Consider the following 14,281-nt stretch of genomic DNA (forward strand, 5'->3'; position numbering starts at 1 on the left):
GGTCGAGAATGTCGTTCGGTATCGAAGGCTCTTTGCGTCGTGACATAGTGGATCTCCTTGTTGCCCATTATGCCTCGCCGCACACGAAATTCCTGGCAGTCCCGGCCACGCCGTTCATGCTTTTGCAGTTCATGGAGAAGTTCCTGAGGCGTGATATCGGTGACAGGCCGCTTTCTGAAGTCTGCACCCATCAGTTTCACAAACCAGCGCATCTTCTCCAGCGTTGGCTCAGCCAACCCCTCGCGGGCCCTCTTTTCTATCAGTTCCTCGGCCACGCTAGCGAAGCTGTGGCTGGCCCGAATGCGCGCCTCGATGCGGGCTTGCCTCTTGGCTACATTGGGATCGACTGCGTGAGCCAGTTGCTTACGGGCTGCATCCCTGGCGGCGCGCGCCTCGGCCAGCGTAATCTCGGGATACGCCCCTATCGACAGTTTCCGCTCCACGCCGTCGAAACGGTATTTGATTCGCCACAGCTTGCTGCCGCTTGGATTGACGAGCAAATACAAACCCAGGGAGTCAGTAACCTTGTAAGGCTTACCTGCAGGCTTGGCATTATGGATAGCGGTATCGGTTAGCGCCATTGGGGACCTCGGTTCTGCTGGGGCCTTTTGAGGCCCCCAAATTCGGGCCCCATCATCCGCAATTGCAGGCAAACAAGGGCATCCACTGACAATCAGCGAATGCTCATAAACTACCGGAAATCAGGGATTTTTCAACTGTTGGCAGACGTCGCCAGACAGGATTATGGAGGCCCGAGCCGGAATCGAACCGGCGTGCACGGATTTGCAGTCCGCTGCGTCACCACTCCGCCATCGGGCCGTCCTACGCGGTGGAGGAGGGCAAATGTGCTGCTTTGGTCGCAAAGTCAAGCATCCAGCCATGGCGGTTTCCAAGATTCCTTGCGTTCTTCCGCGCAAAGGCGCTTGGCGTGGCCTCTCGCCTGAATTAGAGCAGGCTGACTCTCTTTTAGTGTATTGCATTGCCAATACAGTTGTGCCAAGCGAGGAACTGTCGTGACCGAGCATAATTTTTCTTCGATGCGCGCCGCCATGGTCGAAAGTCAGCTTCGCACCAGCGACGTTGACGAACCGTTGGTGATCGCCGCCATGGCGCGGGTTCCGCGGGAGCGTTTCGTGCCTGCCGAGCGCGTGGCGATGGCCTATATCGACCGGCCGGTGCCGTTGGGGGGAGGGCGCGCGCTGAACCCGCCGCTGGCGACGGGGCGCTTGCTGTCGGAAGCGGCGGTGCAGCCGGGGGAAAAGGTGCTGCTGATCGGTGCGGCGACGGGCTATGCCGCTGCATTACTGGCGGAAATCGGCGCGGTGGTCACAGCGGTCGAAGCGCCGGATGGCCCCGAAACGACGATCGCCGATGGCGTGACGCTGGCGCGTGGACCGCTGGCCGAGGGCTCCGCCGACGGTGCGCCCTATGATGTTCTGCTGGTCGATGGCGCGGTGGAGGAACTGCCCGCTGCGCTCGTTGAGCAGCTTGGCGAGGACGCGCGGATCGCGACCGGCATCGTTGAGCACGGGGTGACCCGGCTGTGCACGGGCCGCAAGGTGGCAGGGACGTTTGGCCTCGTCGGCGTGACCGACATGGAAATGGTGGTGTTGCCGGGCTTTGCCACGCCGGAGCGTTTCGTTTTCTGAATATTAAAGACAGGACTTATGACAGCAAAGCGACTTCCCCATCCGCGCATCGCCGCAACAGCCTTGCTGTCCATGTCCACCGTCCTCGCTTCGCCAGCCTGGGCGGGCACGCTTCAGGAGGCGCTGGCCAAGGCCTACCGCTCCAACCCGACACTGACGGCGACCCGCGCTGGCTTGCAGGCGACGGATGAAAATGTGCAGGTGGCTAAGGCTGACGGGCGGCCGAGCGTGAGCGCCACCGGCAGCTTCACCGAAAGCATCCTGAAGCCGACGATCAGCTTCACCGCGCAGCAGCGATCGGTGGCCGCCAATGCGACCGCGACGGTGCCGATCTATTCGGGCGGCGCGGTGCGCAATGCGATCAAGGGCGCCAAGGTGCGGGTCGAGGCGGGGCGCGCCAATCTGCGCGGGACCGAAGCGACCGTGTTCGCCAATGTCGTCGCCGCCTATATGGATGTGATCCGCGACAGCGCGATCGTGTCGCTCAACATGGCGAATGTGAACGTGCTGGAGGTCAATCTTCAGGCGACCAATGATCGTTTCGAGGTCGGCGACCTGACCCGCACCGATCTGGCGCAATCCGAATCGCGGCTGGCGCTGGCGCGGTCCGACCTTCAGACGGCGCAAGCCAACCTGATTACCAGCCGCGAAAATTATATCGCGCTGGTCGGCGAGGCGCCCGACAATCTGGAGCCGCCGCCGGCGCTGCCCGGCTTGCCCGCAACGCCTGAGGATGCGGTGCGCGTGGCGCTGGCCGACAATCCCGACATTTTGGCCGCGCAAAAGACGCGCGATGCCGCCGCTTATGATACGAAAGTCGCCAAGGCTGGCGTTTCTCCGCGCCTGTCGGGCTTTGTGCAGGGCGCCTACACCAATTTCCTCGACACTTTGCCCAATTCGCCCGAGCAACTGAACAAGACCGCATCGGCCGGGGTGCAATTGACCTTGCCGCTCTATCAGGGCGGTCGCCCGGGCGCGCAGGTTCGGCTTAACCAGGCGCTGGAAAGTCAGGCGATCGAGCAGGAAATCGGCACGGAACGCGGCGTCATCGCCCAGACCCGCGCCGCCTACGCCAGTTGGCAGGCCTCCCTCCAGACGATCGAATCGAGCCAGAAGGCGGTCGATGCCGCCGCGCTCTCGCTGGAAGGCGTGCGGGCGGAAAATTCGGTCGGATCGCGCACCATACTCGATATTTTGAACGCCGAACAGGAATCGCTCAACGCGCGCGTGTCGCTGGTTTCGGCGCGGCGCAACGCCTATGTCGCCGGGTTCAGCCTGCTGGCGGCCATGGGCCATGCAGAGGCCGACGATCTGGGTCTGGAATCAGGCGCGCTTTATGACCCGGTGGTCCATTACGACCATGTGAAGGGCAAGCTGTTCGACTGGGATTTCGGCCACAAGCCGCAACCGGTGGCGACGCGCACCGTTGACACGCCCACGCAAAATGCCAATGTGGCTCCGAACGCCGCCGATTAACTTCAATTGGTTGGGTTGAGGGCGGCTGGGCATCGAGCGGGGGCGGATTGCGCGATGGGTGACATGAGCAAGGAACCCTCGATGGAAGAGATTCTCTCCTCCATCAAGCGGATCATCGCCGAAGAAGGCGAGGAGGCCGTGCATTCAGCCGCGCCTCTGGCCCGTCGCGCTCGCTTAGAACCGGTTGAGGTGCCTGTGCCCGGCGCTGCTCCCGCCGCCGCATCGACGGATGCCGAGGAAGTTCTGGAACTCACCGATCTGGTCGAGGAGGAAGTCGTGGCCAAAGCGCCCAGCCAGACCCGCGCGGCGCCAGCGCCCGTGAAGGAAGAAGCGCCTTCCATCCTGTCGGTGGAGAGCGAGGTTGCGACGCGCCAGTCGCTTTCGGCCCTGTCGGCCATGCTGGTAAAGCCGCGCGATGGCGAGGATAATACGCTCGACGGCCTGGTCCGCTCCATGCTGCGCCCGATGCTGAAGGAATGGCTGGACGCCAATCTGCCCGCAATGGTGCAGGATATGGTCGCCAGGGAGATTGCGCGGATCACCGGCGCGCAGTAACGGGTGCGGGCGCTTGGGCGCTCCCGCTTCGACCCGCCCCCTTTTTTGACACGGGTTGTATCGCTTTTGGCGATGGACAGGCGTGCGCCGCGCCCCGGATAGGGAGGGTGGCCAGACCAAGAGGGGAAAATCGCCATGTTGAACCGCCGCACCATGATCCGCGCCGCATTGGGTGTGGGCTGCGCCGGATTGCTGGCGCCTTCGCCTCTTTTCGCTGCGCTGGCCGGGGACGATGCCGCCGACATGGCCGCCTTCATCGCCGGGCTGCCCAAAGCGGAATATCATGTCCATCTGGAAGGCACGCTGGAGGCGGAGATGAAGTTCGCACTGGCCCGGCGCAACGGCCTGCAGCTGCCCTTTGCCGATGTCGCGGCGCTGAAGGCCAGCTATCGCTATCACGACCTGCCCAGTTTTCTCGCCATCTATTATGACGGCATGAAGGTGCTGCTGAAGGAGCCCGATTTCTACGACCTTGCCTATGCCTATCTGGCGAAGGCGGCGTCGCAGAATGTGCTTTATGCCGAAATGTTCTTCGATCCGCAGGAGCATCTGAAGCGCGGCGTCGCCATGGCGGACGTGATCGGCGGCATCACCCGCGCGCGGACGGATGCGGCGGCGAAACTGGGAATCCAGTCGCAGCTCATCCTGTGCTTCGTGCGCGATCTGTCGGCGGAATCGGCCATGGCGGCGCTGGATGCGGCCTTGCCGATGAAACAATATCTGGTCGGCGTCGGCCTCGATTCCGATGAGAAGGGCAATCCGCCGTCCAAATTCGCCGCCCATTTCGCCAAGGCGCGGGCGGCGGGCCTGAAGGTCACGGCGCATTGCGATCTTAATCAGGAAAACACGCTGGAGCATATCCGGCAGGCCATCGTCGATATACGGGTCGACCGCATCGATCATGGCGGCAACATATTGCAATCGCCGGAATTGATGGCGCTGGCGAAGGCGAAGAACCTCTATTTCACCGTCTGCCCGACTTTTTCGGGCACGGTGCAGGGCGAGGCGCCGCCGGTGGACGTGGTGCGCGGGATGCTGGACGCGGGCCTCAACATCACCATCAATTCCGACGATCCGGCCTATATGGCCAGCGAATATCTGAACGAGGTGCTGGTGAAGGCGCAGCACCGCAGCGCACTGACCAAAGCTGAACTGGTGCGGATGGAGCGGAACGCCTTCATGGCGGGATGGATGGACGAAGGGTTGCGGGCGGCATGTCTGGCGAAGCTGGACGCCTATGCCGCCGCGCATGGGCTATTGGCGTGATGCATGGCGAATGAACGGTTGGGAGGGGTTATGAGGTATAGGCGGTCGGCATGTGCTCTTTTGGCGGCGATGATGGCGGCGTCGGGGTGCGCTTCGCCGCCCGCCGCCCCCGAAGCCGCGCCGCCCCCTGCGCCCGGGGCTGAACGTCTTTTCGTCCCGGCCGATTTCACGCCGCCGACGCTGGTCGAAACGGCGGAGTTCAAGCTTGTGCCGCTCGGCCCCGATTTGGTGAAGGTCGACTATGACGCCTATATGTCGTCGATCGAGCATTTGCAGACGACCTTTTCCCGCAGCACAAGCTGGCCGCACAAGGCGATTTCGGATGCCGACGCCATGGCCGACATGGAATCCGAACAGGCCCGTTTCCAAAGCCGCAAATCCTTTGCCTATGCGGTGCTGACCCCGGACGGCAAGCGCGAGCGGGGGAGCGTCTATGTCTCGCCCAGCCCCGTGCCGCCCTATGACGCGATGGTCAGACTGTGGGTAACCAAGGCCGATTATGACGCGGGTTTCGACGCGGAACTCTACCAGTGGGTGACCCGATGGGTGCAGGCGGACTGGCCCTTCCGCAACGTCGCCTACCCCGGCCGCGCCATCGACTGGGCGACTTGGGACGCAATGGTTGCGGCCGGGAAGGCCGGCGATTAGTTCGGTTGAGTGAGATGGGTTGAGAGTTGCTGTTGGCCGCCCGGATCAACTGCGAAAAGGCCCTGCCGATTGTCCGATGTTGCCCCCGTATGATAAGTCCTCGGCCATGCACCTTTACGAGGTCGCGCCGTGCCGATGACGGGGCGCCCGGTCGATTTGGAAAGCCGATCCGATGAAATATCTTCCTGCTGCTGCCCTTGCCGCGATCATGCTGGCGCCGTTGCCCGCTTTGGCGCGGCCGTTCACGCCCGCCGACATGGTGAACCTCAATCGCCTGTCCGCGCCGGTGGTGTCGGCCGAGGGGCGTTGGCTGGCCTATCAACTGCGCACGACCGATTTCGACAATAATCGCGGTCGCAACGACCTGTATCTGCTCGACCTCCAAGCGAAGGGGGCGACGCCGCGCCTGATCGCGTCGGTCACCGACAAGAATGAGACGGCGCCGACTTTCGCGCCCGATGGCGCGTCTCTCTATTATCTGTCGGACGCGAGCGGCGACGATCAACTGTGGCGCGTGGCGCTGTCGGGTGGGGAGCCGGTGAAGATCACTGACGCGCCCGGCGGCCTGTCCGGTTATCTGCTGAGCCCCATGGGCGACAAGGTGGCCCTTTGGGCCGACCGGCCCATCGGCGCGGCGACCCTAGCCGACACCGCCCCTGCCAAAGCGAAGGACGCGGGCAGCGGCCGCGTGTACGACCGCTTGTTCGTGCGCCATTGGGACAGTTGGTCCGATGGCCAGCGGTCGCAGATTTTCGTCATGCCGCTCAAGCCCGGCGCGAAGGCCGTTTCGGTGATGGGCGGCCTGATCGGCGATGCGCCGTCCAAGCCCTTTGGCGGGGCGGAGGAACTGGCGTGGAGCAGGGACGGCAAGACGTTGTTCTTCGCCTTGCGCGAAGCCGGGCGGATCGAGCCGCTGTCCACCAATCTCGACATATTCGCCACGCCCATCGATGGCGGCGGCGCGCCGGTCAACCTCACCGACGCCAACGACGCGACCGACACCATGCCGACCGTCTCGCCCGACGGCCAATGGCTGGCCTATGCGGCGATGGCGCGGCCGGGTTATGAAAGCGATCGGCTGGTGCTGATGCTGCGCAACATCGCCAGCGGGGAGACACGCGCGCTGACGCAGGATTGGGACCGTTCGGTCGCCTCCATCGCATGGGAGGCGAGCGGCAAATCGCTGATCGTCACCGCCGACGAGGTGCTGGACCATCCCGCCTTCCGCGTCGATGTGGCGAGCGGCCGGGTGACGCGGCTGACCGGGGCGGGGCATGTGGGCGGGGTGACCCCCTTGCCCGATGGCGGCTTCCTCTATGCGCTCGACAGCATCCAGTCGCCCGCCGACCTGTGGCGTATGGGCAAGGGCGGCAAGCCCGTGCGGCTGACCAGCGTCAATGCCGACAAGCTGGCGGGCGTCGACGACGTGTCGGTCGAACGGTTCAGCTTCCGGGGCGCGAATGGCGACACGGTCTGGGGCCAGATCATCAAGCCGCTGAACCCGTCGGCCACCGGCGCGGGGGCGAAGCTGCCGGTCGCCTATCTGGTGCATGGCGGGCCGCAGGGCAGTTTCGGCGATTCATGGTCCTATCGCTGGAATCCCAAGGCGTTCGCGGCGGCGGGCTACGCCGCCGTCACCGTCGATTTCCACGGATCGACCGGCTATGGCCAGGCCTTTGTCGACAGCATCAACAAGGATTGGGGCGGCAAGCCGCTGGAGGACCTGAAACTGGGTCTGGCCGCCGCCGCGGCGAAGGACGCGCAGGTCGACGCAAGCAACGCCTGTGCACTGGGGGCCAGCTATGGCGGCTATATGATGAACTGGATCGAGGGGCGGTGGCCCGATGCGTTCAAGTGCATCGTCCAGCATGACGGCGTGTTCGACGCCCGCGCCATGGCGTATGAAACCGAGGAATTATGGTTCGACGAGTGGGAACATGGCGGCCCCTATTATGAACAGGCGGCCGAATATGAAAAATGGAACCCGGTCGCCCATGTGACCGCATGGAAGACGCCGATGCTGGTCATCACCAGCGAAAAGGATTTCCGCATTCCCTATACGCAGGGGCTGGCCGCGTTCACGGCGCTGCAACGGCGCGACATAGCGTCGAAGCTGCTGATCTTCCCTGACGAGAATCACTGGGTGCTGAAGCCCAAAAATTCGCTGCAATGGTATGGCGAAGTGCTGGGCTGGCTGGGCCAGTGGACGGGGAAATGACGCGAAGGTGAAACGCGGCTATGTTTGTCTTTCCGCACGACTCCGGTGGGAGAGACAAGCATGACGATGGTCCTGATCGCCGCGATCGCCTTTGTCGGTTCGCATTTCATCCTTTCGCATCCCCTGCGTGCGCCTTTGGTGGCGCGGGTCGGGGAAAAGGGATTTCTGGGCCTTTATTCGCTGGTCGCGGCGGCGACGCTGATCTGGCTGGCCATGGCCTATCGCACGGCCCCGGCGCAGGCGCCTCTGTGGGTAGCCGGAGACGGGCTGTGGGCCATCGCCACGGCCATCATGCTGCTCGCCTCCTTCCTGTTCATGGGGTCGCTGGTCGGCAATCCGGCGGTGCCCGATCCTGAAGGAAAGATGGCCATTCCGGCGGTGGCGAAGGGCGTTTACGCCATCACCCGCCATCCGATGATGTGGGGCTTTGCGCTGTGGGGCGTGGCGCACATCATCGCCTTTCCCGAACCGTCCAATATCATCCTGTGCGGGGCGATCATGCTGCTGGCGCTGGGCGGCGCGGCGATGCAGGACCGCAAGAAGGAACGGCTGAAACCCGCTGAATGGGCGCAGTGGGAGGCGAAGACAAGCTATTGGCCGTTCGCCGCCATCGCCGCCGGGCGGGCGCGGATCGGTGGGTTCGGGATGCATACGCTTGCCGGCGGACTTGTGCTGTGGCTGGCGGCAAGCTGGGCGCATTTGCCGCTGGCGGGCTGGGCGGCGGGCATCTGGCGCTGGATCGGCTGACGGTTTTGCTGGAATGGAGCGGGAAGGGCCATTAAGGGCGCTTCCATGACCGAACTGCCCAAGACATTCGACCCCGTCGCCATCGAAGCCCGCTGGTACGCCCATTGGGAGGAAAAGGGGCTGTTCCGCCCCCACCGGCCGGACGCGACGCCCTTCACCATCGTGAACCCGCCGCCGAATGTGACGGGTTCCCTGCATATCGGCCATGCACTGGACAACACGTTGCAGGACATCATGGTCCGTTACGAGCGGCTGCGCGGCAAGGATGCCTTGTGGGTGGTCGGCACCGACCATGCGGGCATTGCGACGCAGATGGTGGTCGAGCGGCAGTTGAATGCGAAGGGCGAGAAGCGCACCGACTATAGCCGCGACGATTTCATCGCCAAGGTGTGGGAATGGAAGGCCGAGAGCGGCGGCGCGATCACGCGGCAGTTGCGGCGGCTGGGCTGTTCCATGGACTGGGCCAATGAACGCTTCACCATGGATGAAGGCTTTTCGAAGGCCGTCATCAAGGTGTTCGTGGAACTGCACAAGCGCGGACTGCTCTATCGCGACAAAAGGCTGGTGAACTGGGACCCGCATTTCCGGTCCGCCATTTCCGATCTGGAGGTGGAGACGAAGGAGACGCAGGGCAGCTTCTGGCGCTTCCGCTATCCGCTGGCGGATGGCGTTCGCCTCGCGGACGGGAGCGACCATATCGTCGTCGCGACGACGCGGCCCGAAACGATGCTGGCCGACATGGCGGTGGCGGTGCATCCCGACGATGCGCGTTATCAGTCGGTCATCGGCAGGGAGATACTCCAGCCGATCACCGGACGGCGGTTGCGGATCGTGGGCGACGATTATGCCGACCCGGAACTGGGTTCTGGCGCGGTGAAGATCACGCCGGGGCATGATTTCAACGATTTCGAGGTCGGCAAGCGCGCGGGGATCGCCGCGTCTCAGATGCTCAACATGTTCGACGCCGACGCGAAGGTGGTGCAGACCGCCGACGGGCTGGTGCCGGAGGCTTTCCTGGGGCTGGACCGTTTCGACGCGCGCAAAGCGGTGGTCGAGGCGATGAAGCCAGATTTTTTGGTTCCCCATGTCACGAAGACCAGGGAAGGCGAGGCAGTCGAGAGCGATTTTGAGCCGCGCGCCATCCAGACGCCCTATGGCGACCGTTCGGGCGTGGTCATCGAACCCTGGCTGACCGATCAATGGTATGTCGATGCGGCGAAACTCGCGGTCGCGCCGATGCAGGCGGTGCGCGACGGACGCATCGAGATCGTGCCCAAGAGCTGGGAAAAGACCTTCTTCAACTGGATGGAGAATATCCAGCCCTGGTGCGTGAGCCGCCAGCTTTGGTGGGGGCACCGGATACCAGCTTGGTATGGGCAGCGTAAAGAAGGCGATAATTTGTTTGGGCATTTCCAGCCTATACTTAAGACAGGTGGCAATCGTGCAATATTTGTTGCGGAGAATGAAGAATCTGCGCTTGAGCAGGCGCGAGCCTACTATGGTGACGGATATGCTCCGTTCATTGCTGAATCGAATGACACGGACGAAAATACAGAGCTTTTCTTTACTAAAGAAGGTGAAAACAAGCCAGTAAAGCTAACCCGCGACCCCGACGTCCTCGACACCTGGTTCTCGTCCGCGCTGTGGCCGTTCGGGACGCTGGGCTGGCCCGAAGACACCCTCCCCCTTGAGGGGGAGGGCAGGGTGGGGGTGGTCCACCCTCTCGATAGCAGCACCCCCTCACCCCAACCCTCTCCCCCCAGGGGAGAGGGAGCCAGTCTTGTCTCCCGCCACTACCCCAACGACCTGCTGATTTCCGGCTTCGACATCCTGTTCTTCTGGGATGCGCGGATGGCGATGATGGGACAGGAGTTCATGGGCGATGTCCCGTGGCGCAAGCTCTACCTGCACGGCCTTGTTCGCGCGGCGGACGGGCAGAAAATGTCCAAGTCCAAGGGCAATGTCGTCGATCCGCTGGGCCTGATCGACAGGTTCGGCGCGGATGCGCTGCGCTTCTTCATGGCGGCAATGGAGAGCCAGGGCCGCGACGTGAAGATGGATGAAAAGCGGGTTGAGGGATACCGCAACTTCGCGACGAAGCTGTGGAACGCCGCGCGCTTCCTCCAGTCGAACGGCGTGGTCGGCGCGTCCGCGCATGAAGCGCCCCATGCCCAGTTGCCGGTCAACCGCTGGATCATCGCGGAGACGGTGGCGACCGTTCAGGCGCTCGACACCGCCTTTGCCGAACTGCGTTTCGACGCGGCGGCCAACGCCATTTATCACTTCATCTGGGACCAGTTTTGCGACTGGTATATCGAGCTGACCAAGGCGGCGATGGATGATGAGACGAAGGCGGTCGCGGGATGGGCGTTCGACCAGATCCTCATCATGCTTCACCCCTTCATGCCATTCATCACCGAAGAGCTTTGGCACGCCATGGGCGCGCGCGACCATGACCTGATCGTGGCGCAATGGCCGCAGGCGCTGGCGGCGGTGGACAGCGACGCGCAGGGCGAGATCGACTGGCTGATCCGGCTGGTGAGCGCCATTCGCACCGCGCGGACCGAACTCAACGTGCCGCCGGGCGCGAAGCTGCCCATGGTGGTGCGCGACGCGGCGGAAGCGACGCAGCGGCGGCTGGATCGGCAGGGCGTGGCGCTGGCGCGGCTGGGCCGGGTGGAGAGCCTGAGCTTTGGCGAACCGCCTGCGGGCGGCGCGGCGCAGATCGTGGTGGACGAGGCGACCTTCATCCTGCCGCTGGAAGGGGTGATCGACATCGCGGCGGAGAAGGCGCGTCTGGCCAAGGCTCTGGCGGCGGCGGAGAAGGAGCGGGATGGCCTCGGCAATCGTCTGAACAACCCGAGTTTCGTCGAGAAAGCCAAGCCCGAAGCCGTCGCCAAGGCGCGCGAGGACCATGCCGAAAAGAGTGCGGAAGCCGAGCGGTTGAAGGCGGCGCTCGACCGGCTGGGATGATCGGGCGGAGCCTGCCCGTTCTATTCGACCAGTTCGAAATAGAGCGGGCAATGGTCCGAATAATCGGCGATCCATTGGTCTTTGGCCGCATCGTCGGGGGCCTGCGCCCACCCGCCGACGTGCACCGTTGCATCACCGCCATCGGCCCCGGGGACATGTTTGAGCGTCAGTTGCTGCGACACATAGACGTGGTCGAGCGATGAATCCGGGATGCGGGAACGCGACCCGTTTGACCAGCTATATGGCCAGCTTTTTACCTGTCGAACCATCTGCACAGCGGCACGCGCGGCCTCTTTGTCCCATTTTTTCAGTTCGATCTCATGGGGAATGCCATGGTCGAACGGATATTCCAGTCCCATGGAATTAAGGTCGCCCAAGATGATGTAGCGCGCTTGCCCGCGGCCGCCGGCGGATTTGTCCAGCACTTTGCGAAAGTCGAAAGCGCGCTGGACCATGTCGTCGCGAAGGCCCATGCCGCGCGGGTCTACGCCGCTGGCCACATGCAGGAACAGGATCGCATAATCATGGCCGCCGACCCGCGCGGTCACCAACTGACCGGGGCGCATATGGGTCGTACCGGAACGATATTCGACCTTCTGCGTGACGAAAGCGGTGATGTTGCGGCGAATGCCCACCAGAATTTCCTGGGTCTGCGGTCCTTCGGTGATCTGGAAGGTATAGCCGGGCATTCTGGTGACCAGCGTTTCGAAAATATCCTTCCCCTCCACTTCGAACAGGCCGAAAATATCGGGATCATATTGCGCGAGGAGGTCGACGACCCGGCCAATCCGTTCCGTTTCAAAGCTCTTGCCCCGAGCGGAGGCTCCGAAATGTTCGACATTCCAGGACAGGACGGACAGCAATTTCGCCATGATGATTTCCTCCGCGATGCGCGGGCCGCAATATAGCATGGCGACAAAGCAGCCGGGAGAGGGTTGGCGGGTTCCGGCCCCAGACTTGTTCCGTTTGTGATCGAACCGGAGCGGTCCGTTTTTTTTGTTTGATTTCCGTTATTTCCGAATCGGCAGGTGATTCCGCCTGCCTCGAAATCGCTCTAACGCCCCTGATTGCGCCAGCGGGTGATGGTGCGGTCCAATATGTCGGATTCGCCGCCCGCCTGACGCCACAAATGGGTGAAGCTGGGGTCGCCGGACGCCGGGCGGCGGCTTTCCTCCAGATTGTCGAGCGCCACGCGGATCGGTACGGCGACGCCCTCGCCGCAGACGATCGCTTCGCGGTTGCGCAGCGCGGGGATGGAATCGAGGAAACCGCGCGCGCCTTCGGGCATGGCGGCCTTCACGAAGGCCTGGTCGCGGTCGTTGTTGAGGCGCATGGAAATGATGGTGCCGCACTGCGACAGCACGCCTTCGGCCAGGTCGGACGGGCGCTGCGTAATCAGGCCCAGCGACACGCCATATTTACGGCCTTCCTTGGCGATCCGCTCCAATATCTTGCGCACCGCCTGACCCGATCCGGTCGTGGTGTTGGGGATGTATCGGTGCGCCTCTTCGCAGACGAGCAATATAGGGCGCTGCGGTTCGTTGCGCGACCAGATGGCGTAATCGAACACCAGCCGCGAGAGCACCGACACCACGGTCGAGGTGATTTCCGACGGCATGGCCGATACGTCGATGATCGAGATCGGCTTGCCGTTCGAGGGCAGGCGGAAAATCTTCGCCAGGAAATCCTGCATCGTGTCCGCCACCAGCATGCCGGAGAACATGAAGCTGTAGCGGGGATCGGCCTTGATCTCGTCGATCTTGGTCTTCAACCGCATATAGGGCAGCGAATTGGTGCCCTTGTCGAGCTTGCCCATCTCGTTCTGCAGGATGTTGGTGAGGTCCGACAACAGATAGGGAATGGGCGAATCGACGGTCAGGCGGCCGATCTGTTCGGCCAACCGGTTCTTCGACCGCGCGGCCAGCAGGCATTTGGCGAGGATGTCGCAATCCTGCGTCCGCTCCGCCCCTTCGGACGTGACGAACACTTCGCAATGTTCCTCGAAGTTCATCAGCCAATAGGGCAAAGCGAGATTGTTGACGTCGAACACTGCGCCATTTTGATCGAAGGCGGCGCCATATTCGCCATGCGGGTCGATCATCACGATATGGCCCTGCGGCGACAGGTCGCAGATGCGGTGCAGAATGAGCGCGGCGCTGGTCGATTTGCCGGTACCGGTCGAACCCAGCAGCGCGAAATGCTTGCCCAGCATCGAATCGACATAGAGCGCGGCGCGCGTGCTGCTGGTCGGATAAACGGTGCCGATCTGCACATGCGGCCGGTCGTCGGCGGCATAGATCTGGTCCATATCCTTGCTGGACACAGGGTAAAGCTCCGTGCCTGGCACCGGATAGCAGGTGACGCCGCGCCGGAAACGGTGGATGCGCCCGGTCAGCTTTTCCTCATCGCCTTCGCCCAGAAAGTCGATGTCGGCGATCACCTGTTGCGGATTGTCGCGGTCCAGCGCCATCGCGCGGATGTTCGCGATCAGCCAGCTTCCGCCCACGCGCATCTTGATCTGGCTGCCGACCTGGCCCGCCATGGCGATGCTGGCGTCGGCGTCGAGCGCCAGTTCCTGCTGGCGCAGCGCGTCGATCATGATTTTGGAGGAGGAACCGGCAACCTGGAACACCATGCCCATGGGAGCGCCAAGGCGCGCAAGGGCAGCGGGCGCAGCGGCGGAAAATTGGGCGGCGCCCGGCATATGCGTCATCGGCCTTTGCAAAGTCCCTCACGAAGCCCGCGCGGT

At 63.2% G+C, this 14,281-nt stretch carries 11 protein-coding genes and 1 tRNA gene; 8 read left to right on the plus strand and 4 right to left on the minus strand.

Annotated elements, in window-relative coordinates; all coding sequences use genetic code 11:
- Both GGR44_RS00005 and GGR44_RS00010 read right to left on the minus strand, forming a co-directional pair.
- Positions 1 to 581, minus strand: a 581-nt coding sequence (locus GGR44_RS00005; RefSeq protein WP_246344245.1) for a tyrosine-type recombinase/integrase, incomplete at its 3' end; no start/stop codon positions are given.
- Between the two features lie 164 nt (positions 582 to 745).
- Positions 746 to 819: transfer RNA gene (locus GGR44_RS00010), tRNA-Cys, on the minus strand.
- 194 nt (positions 820 to 1,013) lie between these two features.
- Here GGR44_RS00010 and GGR44_RS00015 point away from each other — a divergent pair.
- The 8 genes from GGR44_RS00015 (at position 1,014) to GGR44_RS00050 (ending at position 11,532) form a co-directional block, all read left to right on the plus strand.
- Positions 1,014 to 1,649: a protein-L-isoaspartate O-methyltransferase gene (locus tag GGR44_RS00015; RefSeq protein WP_183953414.1), complete on the plus strand. Its 636-nt coding sequence runs from the start codon at positions 1,014 to 1,016 to the stop codon at positions 1,647 to 1,649.
- Positions 1,650 to 1,667: 18 nt separating this feature from the next.
- The gene (locus GGR44_RS00020; RefSeq protein WP_183953415.1) at positions 1,668 to 3,125 is read left to right on the plus strand and encodes a TolC family outer membrane protein; all 1,458 of its coding nucleotides are present in this window, start codon (positions 1,668 to 1,670) and stop codon (positions 3,123 to 3,125) included.
- A 54-nt stretch (positions 3,126 to 3,179) separates the two neighbouring features.
- Positions 3,180 to 3,680: a DUF2497 domain-containing protein gene (locus GGR44_RS00025; protein ID WP_183953416.1), complete on the plus strand. Its 501-nt coding sequence runs from the start codon at positions 3,180 to 3,182 to the stop codon at positions 3,678 to 3,680.
- 135 nt (positions 3,681 to 3,815) lie between these two features.
- Entirely contained in the window at positions 3,816 to 4,946 is a 1,131-nt protein-coding gene (add, locus tag GGR44_RS00030) for an adenosine deaminase (protein ID WP_246344246.1), read from the plus strand.
- A gap of 30 nt (positions 4,947 to 4,976) precedes the next feature.
- Positions 4,977 to 5,594, plus strand: a complete 618-nt coding sequence (locus GGR44_RS00035) for a twin-arginine translocation pathway signal protein (protein ID WP_183953417.1) — start codon at positions 4,977 to 4,979, stop codon at positions 5,592 to 5,594.
- 172 nt (positions 5,595 to 5,766) lie between these two features.
- Positions 5,767 to 7,812 (plus strand): S9 family peptidase, encoded by a 2,046-nt coding sequence (locus GGR44_RS00040; RefSeq protein ID WP_183953418.1) that lies wholly within the window; start codon positions 5,767 to 5,769, stop codon positions 7,810 to 7,812.
- Positions 7,813 to 7,872: 60 nt separating this feature from the next.
- Positions 7,873 to 8,559 (plus strand): NnrU family protein, encoded by a 687-nt coding sequence (locus GGR44_RS00045; protein ID WP_183953419.1) that lies wholly within the window; start codon positions 7,873 to 7,875, stop codon positions 8,557 to 8,559.
- 45 nt (positions 8,560 to 8,604) lie between these two features.
- On the plus strand, positions 8,605 to 11,532 hold the full coding sequence (locus GGR44_RS00050) for a valine--tRNA ligase (RefSeq protein ID WP_183953420.1): 2,928 nt from the start codon (positions 8,605 to 8,607) through the stop codon (positions 11,530 to 11,532).
- Between the two features lie 20 nt (positions 11,533 to 11,552).
- On the opposite strand, the gene GGR44_RS00055 is transcribed toward GGR44_RS00050, so the two are convergent.
- Both GGR44_RS00055 and GGR44_RS00060 read right to left on the minus strand, forming a co-directional pair.
- Positions 11,553 to 12,404, minus strand: a complete 852-nt coding sequence (locus GGR44_RS00055) for an endonuclease/exonuclease/phosphatase family protein (RefSeq protein ID WP_183953421.1) — start codon at positions 12,402 to 12,404, stop codon at positions 11,553 to 11,555.
- A 182-nt stretch (positions 12,405 to 12,586) separates the two neighbouring features.
- Positions 12,587 to 14,245: an ATP-binding protein gene (locus GGR44_RS00060; RefSeq protein WP_183953422.1), complete on the minus strand. Its 1,659-nt coding sequence runs from the start codon at positions 14,243 to 14,245 to the stop codon at positions 12,587 to 12,589.
- Positions 14,246 to 14,281 lie beyond the last annotated feature (36 nt).

The sequence above is a fragment of the Sphingobium fontiphilum genome (assembly GCF_014196635.1).
GTDB lineage: Bacteria > Pseudomonadota > Alphaproteobacteria > Sphingomonadales > Sphingomonadaceae > Sphingobium > Sphingobium fontiphilum.